Annotated in this window: 20 protein-coding genes; 16 read left to right on the top strand and 4 right to left on the bottom strand. The window is 37.4% G+C overall.

Annotated features, from left to right (window positions below; all coding sequences use genetic code 11):
* The first annotated feature begins 42 nt into the window (after positions 1 to 42).
* Genes I7H67_RS16195 through I7H67_RS16160 form a run of 8 tightly spaced genes read left to right on the top strand, consistent with a single transcriptional unit; the run spans position 43 to position 8339 of the window.
* Positions 43 to 1206, top strand: coding sequence for an MFS transporter (locus I7H67_RS16195; protein ID WP_198308314.1), 1164 nt, complete (start codon positions 43 to 45; stop codon positions 1204 to 1206).
* 41 nt (positions 1207 to 1247) lie between these two features.
* Positions 1248 to 2648: a KamA family radical SAM protein gene (locus I7H67_RS16190; RefSeq protein ID WP_262438627.1), complete on the top strand. Its 1401-nt coding sequence runs from the start codon at positions 1248 to 1250 to the stop codon at positions 2646 to 2648.
* A complete protein-coding gene (locus tag I7H67_RS16185) occupies positions 2635 to 3702 on the top strand; it encodes an Ldh family oxidoreductase (protein WP_198308312.1) in 1068 nt (355 codons plus the stop codon). The genes I7H67_RS16190 and I7H67_RS16185 overlap by 14 nt, the downstream gene beginning before the upstream one ends.
* Positions 3699 to 4595, top strand: coding sequence for a branched-chain amino acid aminotransferase (locus tag I7H67_RS16180; protein WP_198308311.1), 897 nt, complete (start codon positions 3699 to 3701; stop codon positions 4593 to 4595). Before I7H67_RS16185 ends, I7H67_RS16180 begins: the two co-directional genes overlap by 4 nt.
* Positions 4588 to 5364 carry a TauD/TfdA family dioxygenase gene (locus I7H67_RS16175; protein WP_198308310.1) on the top strand — a complete coding sequence of 259 codons (777 nt, stop codon included), beginning with the start codon at positions 4588 to 4590 and terminating at the stop codon, positions 5362 to 5364. The genes I7H67_RS16180 and I7H67_RS16175 overlap by 8 nt, the downstream gene beginning before the upstream one ends.
* On the top strand, positions 5364 to 6311 hold the full coding sequence (locus tag I7H67_RS16170; protein ID WP_198308309.1) for a diiron oxygenase: 948 nt from the start codon (positions 5364 to 5366) through the stop codon (positions 6309 to 6311). The genes I7H67_RS16175 and I7H67_RS16170 overlap by 1 nt, the downstream gene beginning before the upstream one ends.
* 2 nt (positions 6312 to 6313) lie before the next feature.
* Positions 6314 to 7171: an N-acyl homoserine lactonase family protein gene (locus tag I7H67_RS16165; protein ID WP_227602595.1), complete on the top strand. Its 858-nt coding sequence runs from the start codon at positions 6314 to 6316 to the stop codon at positions 7169 to 7171.
* A gap of 46 nt (positions 7172 to 7217) precedes the next feature.
* Positions 7218 to 8339 carry an NAD(P)/FAD-dependent oxidoreductase gene (locus I7H67_RS16160; protein ID WP_174741924.1) on the top strand — a complete coding sequence of 374 codons (1122 nt, stop codon included), beginning with the start codon at positions 7218 to 7220 and terminating at the stop codon, positions 8337 to 8339.
* Between the two features lie 136 nt (positions 8340 to 8475).
* Here the strand turns inward: I7H67_RS16160 and I7H67_RS16155 are convergent, their stop codons facing one another.
* The 4 genes from I7H67_RS16155 to I7H67_RS16140 form a co-directional block, all read right to left on the bottom strand.
* The gene (locus I7H67_RS16155; protein ID WP_227602594.1) at positions 8476 to 9528 is read right to left on the bottom strand and encodes a hypothetical protein; all 1053 of its coding nucleotides are present in this window, start codon (positions 9526 to 9528) and stop codon (positions 8476 to 8478) included.
* A gap of 39 nt (positions 9529 to 9567) precedes the next feature.
* Positions 9568 to 10737 carry an inovirus-type Gp2 protein gene (locus I7H67_RS16150; protein ID WP_198308307.1) on the bottom strand — a complete coding sequence of 390 codons (1170 nt, stop codon included), beginning with the start codon at positions 10735 to 10737 and terminating at the stop codon, positions 9568 to 9570.
* A 405-nt stretch (positions 10738 to 11142) separates the two neighbouring features.
* Complete coding sequence (locus I7H67_RS16145) at positions 11143 to 11376, bottom strand: helix-turn-helix transcriptional regulator (RefSeq protein ID WP_198308306.1); 234 nt, start codon at positions 11374 to 11376, stop codon at positions 11143 to 11145.
* Positions 11377 to 11520: 144 nt separating this feature from the next.
* Positions 11521 to 12570, bottom strand: coding sequence for a hypothetical protein (locus I7H67_RS16140; protein ID WP_198308305.1), 1050 nt, complete (start codon positions 12568 to 12570; stop codon positions 11521 to 11523).
* An 842-nt stretch (positions 12571 to 13412) separates the two neighbouring features.
* Between I7H67_RS16140 and I7H67_RS16135 the strand changes: the two genes are divergently transcribed.
* The 8 genes from I7H67_RS16135 (at position 13413) to I7H67_RS16100 (ending at position 17999) form a co-directional block, all read left to right on the top strand.
* Positions 13413 to 13673 (top strand): hypothetical protein, encoded by a 261-nt coding sequence (locus I7H67_RS16135; protein WP_198308340.1) that lies wholly within the window; start codon positions 13413 to 13415, stop codon positions 13671 to 13673.
* 106 nt (positions 13674 to 13779) lie between these two features.
* Positions 13780 to 13929 carry a hypothetical protein gene (locus I7H67_RS16130; RefSeq protein ID WP_002017940.1) on the top strand — a complete coding sequence of 50 codons (150 nt, stop codon included), beginning with the start codon at positions 13780 to 13782 and terminating at the stop codon, positions 13927 to 13929.
* Between the two features lie 14 nt (positions 13930 to 13943).
* Complete coding sequence (locus I7H67_RS16125) at positions 13944 to 15017, top strand: J domain-containing protein (protein ID WP_198308339.1); 1074 nt, start codon at positions 13944 to 13946, stop codon at positions 15015 to 15017.
* 3 nt (positions 15018 to 15020) lie between these two features.
* Positions 15021 to 15269 (top strand): hypothetical protein, encoded by a 249-nt coding sequence (locus tag I7H67_RS16120; protein ID WP_198308304.1) that lies wholly within the window; start codon positions 15021 to 15023, stop codon positions 15267 to 15269.
* Positions 15270 to 15359: 90 nt separating this feature from the next.
* Positions 15360 to 16079, top strand: a complete 720-nt coding sequence (locus tag I7H67_RS16115) for a hypothetical protein (RefSeq protein ID WP_392388340.1) — start codon at positions 15360 to 15362, stop codon at positions 16077 to 16079.
* Positions 16080 to 16106: 27 nt separating this feature from the next.
* Positions 16107 to 16520: a hypothetical protein gene (locus I7H67_RS16110; RefSeq protein WP_198308303.1), complete on the top strand. Its 414-nt coding sequence runs from the start codon at positions 16107 to 16109 to the stop codon at positions 16518 to 16520.
* A gap of 82 nt (positions 16521 to 16602) precedes the next feature.
* Positions 16603 to 16896: a hypothetical protein gene (locus I7H67_RS16105; RefSeq protein ID WP_198308302.1), complete on the top strand. Its 294-nt coding sequence runs from the start codon at positions 16603 to 16605 to the stop codon at positions 16894 to 16896.
* 53 nt (positions 16897 to 16949) lie between these two features.
* Entirely contained in the window at positions 16950 to 17999 is a 1050-nt protein-coding gene (locus I7H67_RS16100) for a DUF932 domain-containing protein (RefSeq protein ID WP_198308301.1), read from the top strand.
* The last annotated feature ends 605 nt before the right edge of the window (positions 18000 to 18604 follow it).

Below are 18604 nucleotides of genomic sequence, written 5' to 3'. Positions count from 1 at the left end.
AGTCAAAAATATTCAGAATCATATCGATGGATTGTATTAGGTGTGGCGGTCACAGCTCAGACACTTGCATCTGTTGTTTCTCAAGGTATGTATACATTAGTACCGTTCTTTAAGTCTGCTTTTAACCTGACTCAGGCGCAGGCTGGATTGACCATCACTGCCATGAATGGAGGACAGATACTGTCAATGGTGCTATTGGGCATTGCAATGGATCGTTATGGTGAAAGGGGGGTTGTAACAATTACCATGATAGCAATGGGGTTAACAGCTATCTTGGCCGCAACATTTAGTACTAGTTATTATTCATTAATGTTCTTCTTGGTCATGATTGGCGTATGGTATGCCTCTGTACAACCAGGAGGGACTCAGGCCATCATGCGGTGGTTTCCCCCACATTTAAGAGGTGTTGCAACGGGTGTACGTCAGGCTGGGCTTCCCTTAGGAACAGCTATGGCCGCGGTTGCATTACCATGGCTTGCAGTAGCCTATGATTGGAAGATTGCTTTATATGTACAAGGTGTTATCGGAATCTTGGGAGGAATCTTGTTTGGTGTTTTTCATAGAGATGACATAGGACAGCTGAATAGTAATAATAAAGTAAAAACATCAATAAGTGAGTTAGTCAAACTTCTTCTGAAACAGCCAACTTGTCTTGCCGTCTTATTTGCCGGTATCACAATGGCTGCATTCCAGTATACATTTGCTACACATATATTACTTTTCCTTTCTAAACAATTGGAAATTCCTCTTGTTACTGCTGCTTTCTTTTTTGCTATAGCACAAGGTGTTGGTATAGCCGGTCGTATTTCACTTGCAGGAGTAAGTGACAAGCTTTGGCCCGGCAAAAGAATGCGTTCTCTCGTTTGGTTAATGATTGCATGTAGTGGCTTGATTTGTGCTCTTCTGTTACTTCCGGTTCATCCGCCTATTTGGATCATCATTACACTTTTTGTTTTCCTTGGTCTATTCGGTATTGGTTGGTATCCACTATGGCTATTGCAAGTGGCAGAGATGGCGCCTAAGACTGCAATCGCATCAACAGTAAGTTTTGCAATGACACTCAATCTAATTGCGATATGTGCTTTGCCTCCTATTTTTGGCTTTATTGTTGATATGTGGGGGTATGGGATGGCTTGGGGATTGATCATTGTTTTACTTCTTTTAAGCGCATTCAGACTAAGTAGAAATACAACAAATCAGCAATAATTTTTATTACTTATAATGATTTATAACGATTGGAAATCCAGATGCAAGAAGAAAAATTTAAAGCTTACAATGCTAAAAGTATTCGTGAAACTGTGTATTGGGACAAGATTCCATCTGATATACAGGAAGCAATTATTGTGGTCTCACACGTATTACCATTTCGAGTAAATGAATATGTGTTAAGAGAACTCATTGATTGGAATAATATTCCTGATGACCCAATTTTTAGAATGACATTTCCTCATAAGGACATGTTGTCAACTGAAGAATATTCGCAACTTAAAGAAGCTATCGAAAAGAATGACTCCTTTCAAGTTGATGGATATGTTAATGATATAAGAAATAGGATGAACCCTCATCCTGCTGGCCAATTATCACATAATGTACCATTGTTAGATGGTAAACCAGTCAAGGGTATTCAGCATAAGTATAAAGAGACAGTATTATTTTTTCCTAGCTCAGGTCAAACATGTCACGCATATTGTTCCTTCTGCTTTCGATGGGCTCAGTTTATTGGGTTAGAGGAACTAAAATTTAATGCTCGCGAAAGTAGTGAATTAGTTGAATATTTAAAACAACATAATGAAGTGACGGACATACTCATTACGGGTGGTGATCCTTTGATTATGAATACTAAGTCGCTTGCCGCATATATAGAACCCTTACTAGCTCCTGAACTATCACACATTAAAAATATTCGTATTGGTACTAAATCTGTTTCTTATTGGCCTCAACGTTTCGTATCAGATAAAGATGCAGATGACCTTATTCAACTTTTTGAAAAAATAGTTGGAGTTGGTAAAAGCTTATCTATCATGGGGCACTATAACCACCCAACTGAGCTCAATAATGAAATAGCACAACAAGCTGTAAAAAGAATTATTGCATCAGGTGCAACATTGCGTATTCAGGCGCCGTTAATTCGACATATCAATGAAAATCCAAAAGACTGGTCTAAGTTATGGACTCTAGCAGTTCAGCTTGGTGCTATTCCATATTACATGTTTGTTGAACGTGATACGGGACCTAGTAGTTATTTTCATATCCCTTTAGTTAAAGCTTATGAAATCTTCCGTGCGGCATATAAAGAAGTTTCTGGCCTTGCACGAACAGTTCGTGGGCCGGTCATGAGTACGCTTATGGGGAAAGTCTTGATTGATGGTGTGGTCAATATAGCTGGAGAAGAAGTATTTGTTCTGCAATTCTTACAAGCGCGAAATCCTGATTGGGTACGAAGACCATTTTTTGCAAAATTCGATCCAAATGCAGTTTGGCTAGATGATTTAAAACCAGCATTTGGCGAAAAAAAGTTCTTTTTTGAAACTGAAGATAATCAAATAGAAATTACCTCCAAACTTATATCAGTGATGTCAATTCCCTCTGATTTTAATGTTTCTGTAGATGGTTCAATGGCTAAGGATATGTTACATGAAACTCGTTAATTCAACTGTTGCTAAAAATATATGTAAGTTAGCTGCAATTCGTCGAGGTGTCCCCGTAGAACAAGCGGAATGGTTCGCACATGCTCTAGTCGAGACCTCTTTAATGGGAATAGATACTCATGGTATCCGTTTGCTTACAACCTATTTACGAGAGTTAGATGAAGGCCGAAGCAATCCCTTGCCATCCTTTAAAATTATTGAACAAAAGGGTGGAGCAGTTGCATTGGATGCTGATTCAGCATTAGGGACTGTGGCAGGTACATATGCCGCTCACTTAGCATGTGATTTAGCATCTGAATATGGTATCGGTGCAGTATCTGTACGGAATTCAAACCATTTTGGAGCGGCATCAAGTTATGGAAAGGTGATCGCTAACAAAGGAATGTTAGGCTTAGTAACTACAAGTGCAGCAGCACGCATGGCACCTTTTAATGGTCTGGCTGCAATGTTTGGGACGAACCCTATTTGTTTTGCTGCACCTGGTACTAATGGCAATCACTACTTACTTGATATGGCTACAAGCCAGATATCATATTCTCAAATTAAATATTATCGTAAAAATAATAAGCCGTTACCATCTGGTTGGGCATTAAGTGCTAGTGGGGAATTTACGTCTGATCCTGCACAAGTTGTTTCTTTAGCCCCACTTGGTGGATATAAAGGGCAAGGCCTTGCCATGATGGTCCAAATATTAAGTTGTTTGTTATCAACAATGCCGCTAGATCATGAGCTCGAACATTTTGACACGGGTAGCTTTGTCAACGGAAGAAACATTGGTCATTTTTTAATAGCAATTGATATTTCAGCATTTACAGATCTAGATCAATTTCAGAATGCTGTAAGTGAGTTAATGAAAGTTGTGAAAAATAGTCCTGCTCGATCTGGTCAACAAATCTTTGTTGCTGGAGATTTACAAGAGATTTCGCGCATAAAAAGATTGAAAGAAGGTATTCCTTTAAATGAAGAAGAATTTAACGAACTTCTGAAAGAAGGACAAAAACTAGGAATAGATATGCCATCTGAGTCACTATCAATTAGCGAGTCTCCACTATGAGCGAAAATAAATTAATCCCTTTTGACTGTAGAGATGGATTTATCTGGTTAGATGGTCAGTTCGTGGACTGGAAAGACGCCAAAATTCATGTTCTTACCCACGGGCTGCATTATGGTAGTTGTGTGTATGAAGGTCAGCGAGCTTATTCTGGAAAAGTTTTTAAACTACGTGAACATACTGAAAGACTTTATCGCTCTGCTGCAATAATGGATTTTAAAATCCCATTTTCTATTGCTGAAATTGAAGCAGCGACGAAGGAGTTACTCCTAAAAAATGGATTAGTAGATGGATATGTTAGACCTGTTGTATGGCGAGGTCCCGAACAAATGTCTACATCCGCTAGAAATAGTAAGATACATATGGCAATCGCCTGCTGGCATTGGGGGAAGTATTTTGATTCTTCAGCAAGTAAGGGCATAAAATTAACTATTGCAGATTGGCGCAGACCACCGCCTTCAAGTAGCCCCTTTGAAGCAAAATCCTCGGGTCACTATATGATTGCTACGCTATCAAAGCACCAAGCTGAGAACAATGGGTTTCATGATGCGTTAATGTTGGATTGGCGGGGACAAGTTGCTGAAGCAACAAGTGCTAACATATTTTTTACGCAAGGCAATACCTTACATACACCTATTCCTGACTGTTTTCTGAATGGTATTACAAGACAAACTATTATCGCACTTGCGCAATCGAAAGGATATGACGTTGTAGAACGCGTTATTTTACCTGAAGAGTTAGATAAATTTGAAGAATGCTTTTTAACAGGTACAGCAGCTGAAATTACGCCAGTCCGCAGTATTAATAACTATGAATTTACCCCAGATAAGATATGTCAGGACATGCTTATTTCTTATCAATCATTGACACAAAATATGGAAAATAAAAATGACTGATACGTTAATCGAAACAGAAAAAACGCTTGATTTGGATGGTTATAAATTACTTCTTGAAAAACAGGGATGGGTTATTTTGTCCCCAGAGTTTGTAAAAGATGACCCAGAACGTGCTTTATCTGGTTTTGGGCAAACACTTTTACAATTTAATGGCAAAAAAACTTTTGAAGTTCAGTATAGGCCTGGTTTTGATAATTTACCATATTCGCAGAGTAAGAATGGTATAGGCCCTCATACAGAAGCCCCAGTATATGATCCACCACCTCGTTTTTTAGCACTTCATTGTCATGTTCAAGCCAAATGTGGGGGTGGACAGACGCAACTAGCTGATGGTTTTGAATTTTATAATTCATTAGATGAAGAGCTAAAAAAGATAGCGTGTGAAAAATCTATTTCTTTTAGTGCTACAGCGCAACCGGGATATTCAGGGAAGTTAGAACATAGTACTTGTATTATAAGTAATGTTGAAAAAAAGCCTATTTTTAGATTTAGTTACAATCAATTCTATTATGGCGATGTTAATCCTTCAGATTGTACTACTACAGTAATCCCGAAAACAAATGATGAAGCATGTTTAAGACGCATAGCAAAATTAGGGGAAACTTTCTTTAATGATAACTCAATCTCAATTTTGATCCCTGAGAAAAGCATTTTAATTTGGGATAATCAACGACTAATGCATGCTCGAGTTCGTTATACAGATACATCCAGACATTTAACAAGATACTGGTTAAGTTGTAGCAGTAATGAAGTTCTGGAGGCTAACTAATGGAAAACCTCATTAATATAAATTATCAGTTAGTAAGTAGTTTGAATCGAAACTGGCCTAAACGAGCCACCGTATGCTCAATTAATAAGTTCCAAGTTGATACTGTCTATGAAGCAGATCGACCTGATTATCCATTAGAGATGGTTCCATTCATAAACCATCCAAAATTTTCAAGCTTATCTGATGAAGTTAAGAGTAAAGTTATTACATGGGGATGGATTGGCTACAATCTAAGAACTATTACGGCTGAAGAAAAAGTTGTTAATCCTGCTCTTTCAATTATTGCTGATAGATACTTGGCTAAAGATGATTTTTTATGCCGTGAGGCATTACAACATGTCCTTATTGACGAGCATTATCACACATTAATGCATTTAGAAGCGGTTAATAGGACAAAAAATCAAAGAGAGATAAATTATGACATTGATTTACCAGAATCCGTTACCTATTTATCACTCAAAAAACTGCAAGACTCACTTTCTCATCAGTGGCAAAAAGATTTAGCGGCAATAGCTTTTGCAGTAGTTGCTGAAATAAGTGTTAATGCTTATCTAGATATATTGGCAGATAATCAAGATATTCAACCACAAAATCGGCAAGTTGCTGAATTACATAATCGGGATGAATATGCCCATAGTAAAACGATAGCCGAGATCGTAAAAAAAATGTATGGAAATATGCCAGAAGAACATAAATCATTTTTCATATCTATGTTACCTGAGGCCTTAAATGCATATATTGCTCAGGATTATTCAATGTGGAAAGTTATTCTTCAGTATTTCAATATCCCAGATGTAGATCTCATTATAGCTGATACACGTCGTAATTCAGAAAATAGTGTAATTATGCGTGATTATAGTGGCCTAAAAAAGTTTGCTTCAGCTTTAAATGTACTTGATGAAATCAAGTTTAATTTTGACGGTTACTCAAGTCATAAAGAGATATAAATATGTCACAAATGAATATAGAATCAAAAGACAAAACCAATATATATGAAGTATATGCCTTACGTGTTGGGGCAAATGGGAATCGTACTGTACGTGAAAGCTTTATGTATGATGCCTGTTGTGGTGACCCAAATGCTTCAATGCCCTTAGATTACTGTTTTTGGGTTATAAAAAAAGATGATTTTGTTGTGGTGGTTGATACTTGTTTCCAACCAGAGACAGCATCTAAACGAAATCGCGAAATGTTTAGACATCCGCAGGAATCTTTACATTTAATGGGTATTAATCCTGAAGATGTTACTGATGTCATCATCACTCATTTACATTGGGATCATGCAGGTAACTTACCGTTATTTCCTAATGCAAGAGTACATTTACAAGCGGAAGAATTAAAATTCTGTACAGGTCCTGATATGGCCCATCACGCGATTAATAAAACTTACGAAGTGGATGATGTCTTAACTGCCATCAAGCATTTGTATAAAGGACGGCTTTGCTTACATTCTGGTATTGCTGAGCTATTTCCCAATATTCAGATTTATCCAGTAGGGGGACATACACCGGGTAGTCAGGTAGTCCGTGTTTTAACTAAACGTGGATGGATTGTTCTTGCATCAGATTCCGCACATTTATGGGCGAATATTCGGTTACGCAGCCCATTTCCAATTCTTGATAATCTGTCAAAAACACTTGAAGCATATCAAACGATTGAGGAGTTGTCGGATGGTCCAGATCATATCATTCCAGGACATGATCCCCTAGTAACACAAAGATTTCTGCGATGGAATGAAGATCCCCATATCGTGTGTTTGCATGAAACACCCAAAATGACTGATGCGAAAATTGCTCCATGGCTCTAATGGTAGTCTAGACTAACTTTAACTTAAATTTGTGAAAGGACTCACTATGCAGAGAATTGATTACGTTGTCATAGGCGCTGGTATTATTGGTCTGGCAATTGCGCGAGAACTTGCGCTTAAAGGGCTTGACGTGGTTGTACTGGAATCCGCTAATAATTTTGGTGAGGGAATCAGTTCTCGCAATAGTGAGGTTGTACATGCTGGTCTTTACTATCCACCTAATTCATTAAAAGCAAAATTTTGCTTAGAAGGGGGGGCAGAAATATATACATATTGTTTAACCCATAACATTCCTTATAGACAATGTGGCAAGCTTATTGTTGCGACTGATGAAAAGCAAACTACAGCATTAGAAAGGATTAAACAAAATGCAGAACAATGTGGTGTCGAAAATTTACATTGGCTTTCAGCTGAAAGAGTAAATCACATTGAACCTGAAGTATTTTGTCATGCTGCGTTATTATCGCCAAGGACAGGTATAGTTGATAGTCATGCTTTAATGCAATCCTTTAAATGGGATGCTGAGAAGGCTGGGGCTGTATTCGTATTTAAGTCTCCGTTAATATCAGCAGAAATTTTATCTAATGGATTTCAGTTGCATATTAAAGGTTGTGAGAATGAGACTATTATTGCCAATCATTTAATTAATGCTGCAGGTCTCAACGCAACCAAGGTCGCAAAATCTTTAGTTGGCTTTCCATCTCAATTTATTCCTAAATTATTTTATGGTAAAGGTAATTATTTTGCTTATAAAGGTTTATCCAATTTTTCACATTTAATTTATCCAGTTCCTGAGAGTTCAGGATTAGGAGTACATTTGACATTTGATATGGCAGGAACTTGTAGATTTGGGCCTGATGTTGAATGGGTATTAGATGAAAATTACGATGTAGATAGTACTAGAATAGATTCATTTTATTCACAAATTAGAAGGTATTGGCCTAGTTTGCCAGATGGCTCGCTATATCCAGCATATGCAGGGATTCGACCTAAATTAGGAAATATGAATGATTTTCAAATAGATGATGAAAAAATACATGGTGTACATGGGTTAATTAATCTTTTCGGTATAGATTCTCCTGGTTTGACATCTGCATTGTCGATCGCTAAACATGTCAGTACTCTACTTAGGGGGAGTGAATCTGTGAAATCATTAATTGCTTATTAATTTAAATTTTCTTTTTATAGAACATATAGTGAAAATAAAATTTTGTGTAATTAAAATAAAAGCTAGATTTAATTGAGTGTATAGACAATCAAAGAACAGCATGAGCAAATCATGCTGTTCGATATAAAATTACTATCTAACGTTCAAAATGAGCTTGGCCCCGTTCTATCTTAAGACTCGTCTCTTGATCTCGAATCCTAAACCAGTAATCGGGAACGGTGAGTTGAGTTTTTAATATATTTAACCTATTGCCCACATGTACCTGATTAATATCATAGTAATTCTGCTCTTGTTCCTGATAAAGAGGAGCTATACCTGAATTCATCGTGTAAACCTCTCCTAAAGCTACTCGATCAAGATTTAGATCTTTAAAGAAGGGTTCAATGGCGTTGTAAAGAGGGGTATCTTTAAACGGAACTAAGTCAGAAAACTTTTTCCGAACAAAGAACAAAAGTCTGACCATACACGTCTGGTCTATATCGACCTCTTCCCGAGACAATATACCTATCACATTGTTTTTACGACGGTTACGCCAAACGCTTTGGATAATTTGATTACTTTTTTCCTGTGCGATTTCATACGCTGACATATCTCTAAAGTCTAAATCTCCAAACGCCGACTCACGCCCATCTCGTAATTTGCGTTGTACCACTATTGAATGTACTTCAAATCGTTCTGTTTCCCCTAAAATGAATTCTAGAAAGCGATTGTAAGAAGCCACACTACACGAATATTTATAACTCCAACGTCGATTTTGGCTTATAAATGCACGAGTTTGAATATGTACCTTAAAGTCTGCAAAACAGGTTTCGCAGAAATGTTCTAGAAGTTGGTATTCACCTATAAAGATACTATTGATGTTATGTTTGCTCATTAACTGACTTAATAAATTAATCTCAGGGTGAATTAAGGCATTTTGAAAAACTCCATTTGTGTATGGGTTTATGACATTATCTTTAACAACCTGAAGGACTAAGTTTCCTAGATTAGTCACATATAAATTAGGAACAGAAGGATGGGGGTAAGCTGTTGGATTATTGGTAAATATCCTAAAACTTTTCCTTTTTTTTATCTGCTCAATAAGATCTATATAGGCATATAAAGGTATGGAATACGGTTGTGTGTATAACTGGTTAAAATAGGCTTTAGTCACAAGATTGAGATAGTTGAGGCCTTCAACTTTTTGCATGGTGCTCAATAAGTTCATATTATAGATTCCCTGAGTGAGTTAATTTGTTTCTATTCGTGGTTCTTGACGACTACGGCCTGAACTGGCTTTGGGCTCAGGTAATTCACTCCGTTGAAATCTTTTGGTATTTTTCAGCTCAGAGAAAATAAAAAATTGATCAGCCTTGCAGATATATTCAAAGGTTTGAAATAAGAAGGCTTGTTTTTCTTTATTGGTATAATGAATCATACCGATTGCACAGTATTTGTAGTTCTCCTTGTTCATATTGCAGATAAAAGTGCTTCCTTGATTCTTGGTAATGGTTTTCCAGTAATCAGAGATATATTTAGCAATAGTGATGTCTTCCCAATGCTTATCACCATCAAAGAAAAAATAAGCGTGAATATGAAATCCAGTAGCATGAGAGTATTCATATTGAAAGATATAGCCCTGAATATCATTTAAGAGCTTGTTGCTACGCCAGTTGTTCTTAAACTTCTTCATGCACTTTTTGAGATAGACAAGGTCATTACGTGAATAAGGAAATTCCATTGCTGAAGCATGTTTAAGAATCGTCTTCATATCCCGTTTCAATGAAAAATCTATTCTGACTACCAGAACCCGGGCAAACTTAGCGATGAGATGATTAAACAGCTCAATACAAGCCTTTTTATTTGCATTTTTGTTTGCATCTCTGTCTCTGATTTTCTTCTTGTATTCAGCACTATGAACGTACTCCTTGAGCTTTTCAGTAAAATGATTAAATAGCTCAACATATGTTTGTACGCTCTCTTTGCTTCTTTTATTGACTGGGGGAAGATGAGCAAGTATGGCTAGTTCCTCAGAGGTAAACTGAGATTGGATATGCATCCAAGCTTTTACTTCTTCACTATAAAAATAATTCTTAGAGAATTCATGGTGAAATGTTGAACGCAATTTTTCTTCCAGTGATTTCCATCTTGCAGGAAAGTGAACCCCATAACGGTTAGCTGAAGAAAGGATTTTCTCTTGCTTGAGCTTAGCTACAGGTAAGTTAGTTTTCTTGCATTTATCAATTGCTGCGACAATATCCAGACACATCTCTGCTTCATGATCTATTGCATGTAGAAACCTCCGTGATGATCCGTCAGGCGCTGTGATATCAGTTGCGCCTAAATCTGATCGAAGAAGAGCAAGTTGCTCCTCTAATGTGAATGTACCTGCGGTGTGGAGTAACTGGGATTTATTCATATATTTCTCGAAAAGTGAGTGATCAAGAAATTTGGGCAATAGCTGTCTGTAGACACTGAGTGAGACAGTGTCTAGATCTAATGGGATTTGAAAGGGAATAAGATGATTAAAGGTATTCGATTATCTAAGATTTAGAACCTAACATTACTTGTGATCTGACTTGCTCTAAGCAGTCAGAGTCACAACGATTACATCTGACATGAGTGAGATATATTCAATACAGTTAGTTTCAGTAGATATTCACTACATATAATCATCATTCTGTTTAATTAAATATATTAGTTATTTAATATGTATTTAACTAAATGGTTTAATACCTTTATTCAAACCCATAGCAAACAAATGAGCTTTACACAAATTCATATCGTATTTACGTGAAGGTATGGTTCAGTGAGATATACATACTTAAGCCGTCATTTGTTGCTGATTACGTGCTTCAATTCTGGACTGAATCCATAACTGAACTTCACTTAATCTCCATCGACTTAAGTGACCAAACTTCACCGGTTTGGGAAAGGTAGGGTCGTAACGAGATGATTTAGAATTAATACGATCATAGATAGTCGACCTAGATAAGCCGGTAAGCTCTTCTAAATCGATGCGCTTGATCATCTTGAAGGGATCGGTAGCCTGAGCCATAAAGTATTCCTCATTTTCAAATAATTAAGAACATGCTGTACAACATAGGAATACTTTATCTTTTGAGAAATAGGGCGTCATTATTAGTGCGCCGAGAGATTTTTAATTAGACCCATAATCTCTTTCAAAAATAACTCAGAGGGCTTATGTTCTCTTAGAAGGAGTATAGTGTTCTTGAACTTTGCTATAGAGAGATGGCATCGTAGGGTCTGGAGTTTCGTATTTCCATTGATCAAAATTATGAAGAATGTTTTTACGGATAAAGGAAATAGCTTCATCTGAGACTAGTTTCTTTAAAGTCTCATTACAGCTATTGATCCTGTCATCTAAACGCTTAATATGAAGGGGAGCTTTTATGCCAGTTTTAATGAATGCCTTTTTAAAATCATTTTTTCGGGGCATATAGGTATAAGAAAAACTACCCAGATTCTGAGCTCTTTTATATCTTTCTCGTCTATTGAGAAGTGCTGCTTTCTTTAGAAGGTAGAGTCCAGTAATTGTAGGTATAACTATCGCTTCGTATTCAACATCAATTTTAGAATCAAAAAAGACATCTACATCTATATCTTTTTTTACGGTTTCCAATAGATATTTTTCAACAAGTTTTATGTATTTGGGTTTTAAATAATTGTTGATCATCTCTTTAATTTCTCTGTCTTTATAAGCCTGAGCCTGAATATTTTTAATTTTTATTAAAATTTCTTTGGGCGGCTCTATTGATCTACAATTTATATGTAATGCATAAAACTGGAAAGCTTTTTGGTAGTTAGCTTTAGCTTCTTTAAAGCTCTTTTGTATGCTTGTGAGTTCAACTTCTCCTAATATTTTATTTTCTAATAAATTTCGATAATCATCAGAAGCAATAAATTTTTTAAATTCTCGGATGGGAATCAAGACATCATCGTAATGTCTATAAAGTTGGTGTTCTATAGGCAGTTTATAAAATTTATTTTCATCAAAGTAATGTTGTTCTAGGCCCTGTTCAAGAAGTTTTTTTTGGTGCTCAGAAATAGAAAACTCACCATTATCCAGCAAAGTATTGAGAACGAATAGTTCATCCGCTTCATTTTTTACATTCACGAAATACCATGGATATTGAATATTAAGTTCTGGATTTCGTATATTATCAATAACAAAATGTTCGAGAATTTTGATCTCTTTAGTTTCTTTAGCAAGGGAGTATGCTTTTATCATTTTTGTATTCTCAATATAAATAAAAAAATATATTAAACTTAAAAAATATATATAGAAACAAATCAGAAAAAAGTCAATTTTTTGCTAAAAATGTACAGTGGTTTTGGGGTGCATTCTTGACTATTAAAGATATATTTTTTAGTGGCTTATGTAGCTCTCTTACACCTGTGTTCAGAGGGCTATTTATAACAATTAATTAAATACTTATTTTTGCTTAGATTCAGGGAAAAGGATTTCATAATTAAAGTTTTATTTAAATAAAAATAAACTTTCAATTGCTAAAAGATATGTCTCTATAATTAAGAAATTCTACTTCTTTTTATACTTAATTTACATCCGTAGTTTTATTATCTGAATGAAAACTATAATGATCTAGTGCTTATCATCGTTATAGATTATTGACACCTTAAATTTTGCACATTATCCTTTGCATGCTGGCCTACATTGCCAGTCGGTTTTGACGGACCGTATCTCAGAGCATTAAAAGATCTTTCTTTTAGTGTTTAGCCCCTCGTGCCCCCCTTCTAAGGTGGAACGGGAGGGGGGACACCCTTTGGGTGTGCTGGCCTCTGAGACCAGTCCGTCAACCCCTCTTTCGTTCTGCCACCATAATTCTCTAATGCTTTGGCAGAACTCCCAAGATAAAGGAGTTGGCTATGCATATTCTTTTTATACCCCCCAATTAGTTTGAATAGGATTTGATGAGCTTTTAGTTCTTCAAGCTTTAGTTTTTTTCGTCTAAAAATTTAACTTAATAAATATGTCATGTGAGATACACCGTGGCAGGGCTTTGTATTGCCTAAAAATGCCAAACCTCCATGACCTTGTCACTGGATATAACGATGAAAAATAAAATTTTGATGGGTGTGGTGGGTGTCAGTGTTCTGATTTTAAATGGCTGTTCTTCCGATTTTGAAAAGGGCGTCAAACATGGCTGTTACAACATGGGTGGCAGCCGCAGCTACTGCTCGTGTGTCTATGACAAGCTCGAAGAACACTATGGTCGCAAGATGATGCGCCAGATTGAACGTATGAGCTATCTACCCAATGACCTAGACCGTGTGATGTATCAGTCAGGTCAACAATGCATGGACAAACTCTAATACCAGATATTTAAAAAGCCTTAAGCAAATTATTGAATCACTCATTTCCTGTTGCCTGTTCGGGCAACGGGAAGGGGTTATGCAACTCAATTTAGGAATGTTGATCATGAAACATCCATTTTTTACCTTCTATTTTACGATTGTCATTGGTTACTGGCTGTATTGCATTTGGGAATATCCGGGTCATTACTCTGGTGCTTATTTACTTGGTCGTGCGCTGGTCTGGCCTTTTATATTTATACGTTGGTTCTTTTAGGGGGATTTATGGTGATGAGCATATCGGATCGAATCCAGCAAAGTCAGTGGATGCCCTTATTACGAAGTAGCGACAATATCTATTTTGTGCCAGTCATTCCTAATAAGAAGTTACAAGGTGCCATGAGCTATCTTCCTCATGGTGTAAATCCCAACGATGTACTGATGTTAATTGATGACACGGTATTTGGCAGTGCTAAGGCTGGCATGTGTCTCACGGCAAAGGGGATATTTTACAAAGCCAGCTTTGAGGATGGACAAGCCTATCTGTTTGAACACATACAGCAGGTAGAGGCTGATATTGGAATGATCACCAGTTCCATTCTGATCAACGGTCAGGATGAACTGAACTTTACTCAGCTGGATAAAGGTGTTGTGAGAACCCTAGTTGCCTTCCTAAAGGAATGTTGTCAGGGGCTACATGGTCGACAAAGCACTCACCAGAAGAGTGTAAAAATTGATCCCGAGATGCAGATCATGATTGATCTGTTTGCCTATTTTATTACCTTTAGTACAGGCCAATGGAATGCCCGATCAAAAGAAGTTGTATCCGATCATTTTACCAAGTTGGATGATCAGACCGTGCATCAGTATGTCGAAAAACTACTGAGTGAGCAGATGAGCTTTGATTATGAAGACCTGTTGCATCGTCTGGCAGATATGAAGGATAAGCTTGCCTATAACTTCCGTAGGGAGATGATTGAGCAACTGGTCTATGCCATGGCACTCGGTGAAGTTGAGCACAATCAGGCTGATCTCTTCATGACCCATTTATGCCGTGTAACTAACGTGTCAAGGGCAGTCTTTCCTGACCTCGTCAAAATTATCTATCAATGTTTAGCGGAAGAACAAAATAAGAAAAGACCCCCTGATTTGAATGATGAGCAACGACAGGCATGCCAACTCCTTGAGATTCAACCCGAAGTATTGAGTGAGCAAACCCTGCAAGCTGCTTACCGAAAAAAGGTGGCAGATTTCCACCCCGATAAATACCAGACCTTACCAGAATCAGTGCGCCAACTTATTGAGCAAAAAGCCCAGCAACTCAATCAGGCCAGAGCTGTATTAAAAGCCTATCTAGGAGTGTAGCCAGTGAAGATCAACACACAACGGCTCAAACGGCGCTGGAGATGGTATATGGCTTATGTTGTGATTTTTAGCCTGTCGTTTGCGTTGTTTTATGCCTATGACCGTGCTCAGGATCAATCAACAGAACAGATGTTAGAGGATATTAAAAGTCAATCAGTCAGTTCTGATGATACCGCCGTAACCAGTATTCAGATTGAACAGGAAGCCCCCGCTTTTGATCAAGCTGCCCTCAATCAGGAAAAACATAAATAAAGAAATTTTAAATACATATTACCCACATGAGAGAGCTGATGAATTGCTCTCATTCATAAAGCAATTTCATGAAACCGAAAGGGGGGACACATGATGACAATACAATCTAAGAATACTCATATCCAGACTTTTATTATTGGCGTTTTATCTGCACTTGTTGTGGTGCTTGGAGGATGGGTCGGCTATGACAAGTTACTTAAACCTAAATCAAAAGTGAACGTTCCAACACAAATTGTTGAGAAAACCCCAGTATCTGAACCTGTAAATGAAGTGAGTGAAGCTGAAGTTGTGGCAGCACCAGAAACAAAAAGTGAGCCGATTAAAGTCAAACATATTTCTAGTCAGCTCAATGGAAATATTTTGCAAAGTAGTGGAACTGGAGAAGTCTATCCTGAACTAGGTTTTCCTGACTTTAGCGCACCTGGTTATAAGAAACTCAATAATGCTCAACTTCTTGCACAAATTGATGCTGAGTATCACGAAGGCTTAGAGATGACAGATGATCCTACGGCCTATGGTTTACAAGGAGTTGATCAAGCACCTGCAACTGTCAAGAAAATGTCTGCTTTTATCCAAGCCAATCTGCCTGCCTTTGCCAATGAAGTTTTTGCCCGACCAAGTGTCTCAGATGTTGTGGTTGCAATGGAGGGCTGGATGGACCTTGGTCAGAATGGATATTTATATCGTGCCGTTGTGACTTCTGCACGATATCAATGTAGTTGGTATCAGGTTGTAATTAATAAGAAAACAGGTAAGGGAATCTATGAAGAATTTATCCCTTGCTATCAACCAAATCAAAAAGAAATTTAATGACCTATTCAATAAAGAGAAATTGAAATGAAAAAACTATTTCTAGGTATTGGGCTTGCAGCTATAAGCATTTCAAGTTATGCATTAGATTTACAGTCACATGAAGTACCCGCCTATTTAATTCAACAACAAGGCTATTCTGGGCAAGTGAACTGTACGTATCGTGGTGTTCTAAAAAGTGGAGTCCAAAGAACCTTTAAAGTATCTATGTTCAATGAGTGTGAACAGGTTTTGGCACTCAGTAATGCTACTGTCCATAATGCAATGAGTGAGGCAAGGATTCCATATAGTAGTCATCGAACTTTTGTCCGATTTATTGGGGTAAAACCTCGAAAATTTGGAGGTATTTATATCCCTGGGCGAAGTGATCCTTGTCACCCGAGTTTACGTTCTATTCCACAAGCTGTTGCTGACTGTAAAAATAAACAGCGCGCTCATTAAATAAGAAAATCTAACCAAGACATAAAGAGCCTGCGACTTCGCAGGCTCTTTTTTTTATGCCTTTTATTTAAGGAAGAAGACCATGCACAAGTGTCCTTACTGTCATTCATTACACATCACATTACTCCGCCAGACTGAGCCAACTTCGGGTGTATTCGCAAAGCTTTCATCATTCTCGCCGATGTCTCTGGCAGCAGCCTGTATGCAGTTGTCAAAACGAAGTCCTATGCATCCTTTGGTAGGCGGTTTTGTTGGCTTGGTGATCGGTGGCATGTTTCTGCTCTACGTCCAGCATCAAGACAATATGGTGACCCTGCATTACCAGTGTGAGCAATGTCTGGAGCATTTTGAAATCCAGCAATCAGGCTTCTCATAATTCTCATCGTTTACAGCATTCAAATTATTTAAATCACTTAAAGGAAATCAATCATGGCACATCAAATAGAAACAATGGCTTTTGTTGGTCAAACCCCTTGGCATGGTCTAGGTAACCAACTCCCTCAAAATCAGCCGATAGAAATCTGGGCACAGCAGGCAGGTATGGACTGGCGAATTGAGTCATCCAATGTCAGTTATATGGCAAAGAATGAACGAGGGCAAAATATCATTCTGCCTTATGAGGAACAGCGAGTGCTTTATCGTTCAGATACTCATGCACCGTTATCGGTGGTAAGTCAGCGTTATCAAGAAGTTCAGCCCAAAGAGATTTTAGAATTTTACCGTGACCTTACCGAGCAATCAGGTTTTGAACTGGAAACGGCGGGTGTACTCAAAGGTGGACGCAAGTTCTGGGCATTGGCAAGAACAGGTCAATCGACAGCACTGAAAGGCAAAGATGTGAGTAACGGCTACATTTTATTAGTAACCGCATGTGATGGTACATTGGCAACCACGGCACAGTTTACTAGTATTCGCGTGGTGTGTAATAACACTCTGGCAATTGCCTTACGTGGACAGAATAATAGTGCTGGTGTGGTGAAAGTTCCACACAGTACCAAGTTCGATGCAGAAAAGATTAAGCAGCAATTGGGTATTTCAGTGCGTGCATGGGATGAACACATGTATGAGATGAAGCAAATTAGTCAGCGTAAAGTCACCCAACAGGAAGCAGCAGCCTACTTTGATACTGTGTTTAATAACACTAATCTGAGCATTGCCGAACAGGATGAAAGTATCATTCAGTTCTATCGTAATGTAGCAAAACCTCAACGCACTCATTCATCCAAAGCCGACAATAAAACTGAACCGAATGGACGTGCTATGTCTAAGGTGATGACCATGTTTAACGGACAGGGGCGTGGAGCAAGCCTCTCTTCAGCTAAAGATACCGCTTATGGACTGCTTTGTAGTATCACGGAATTTATTGATCACGAGCGAAGAGCTATTTCAACGGATCACCGAATGGATTCGGCATGGTTTGGTGCGGGAGCCAACATTAAACAACGTGGGTTGGAACAGGCATTAAGAATGGTTGGGTAGATTTGATTAATCAGCCTAAGCTGTATCTTTTAAGGTACAGCTAAACCTAAGCTCTTCTACACCTTTATAACTTGTAAAATTTAAAATTATTCTAAATTGATTATTTGCCGAAGTCGAGAAGGACTCACCTGAATAATAAGTTCGCATATCTGAATTATTCCCAGCCTAAACCTTATATTCACCAAAAATAATTTCAATCCGTTCTGATAGAGTGTGTCTTGAAACAAAGAACATGCTCTATTGGAAGAATGACAACTATTATTTTTTTGCTTCCGTCAAAGTGATTATACGGCTAACACGAAGCGTCATTGAAGTGTATATGAGCTTTCTTGGTTACTGAAACTGAATCAAACTGATCAGAAATTTTAATTTCTAGCTTGTTTTGATGAATGAGTGAAATATTAATAAATTTTACTATCTAAATTCAACATATTAATTTTAAAAGCAAATTATTAAAGTTGGTACGAAAACTGTCTCTTATAGGCGGTATAATAAATTTCAAAGTAAATAATAAGTATTTTAATGTTTTTAACATGGTTTTTATTTTAATGGAATTAAAAACATCTTGAGTGATTTTAATATATGAGTCATAGTTATTTTTAAAT

Origin of the sequence: Acinetobacter sp. ACIN00229, assembly GCF_016106645.1 — a bacterium.
GTDB lineage: Bacteria > Pseudomonadota > Gammaproteobacteria > Pseudomonadales > Moraxellaceae > Acinetobacter > Acinetobacter oleivorans.
The sequence above is the reverse complement of the archived record's forward strand: the minus strand, read 5'-3'. Positions and strand labels throughout refer to the sequence as shown.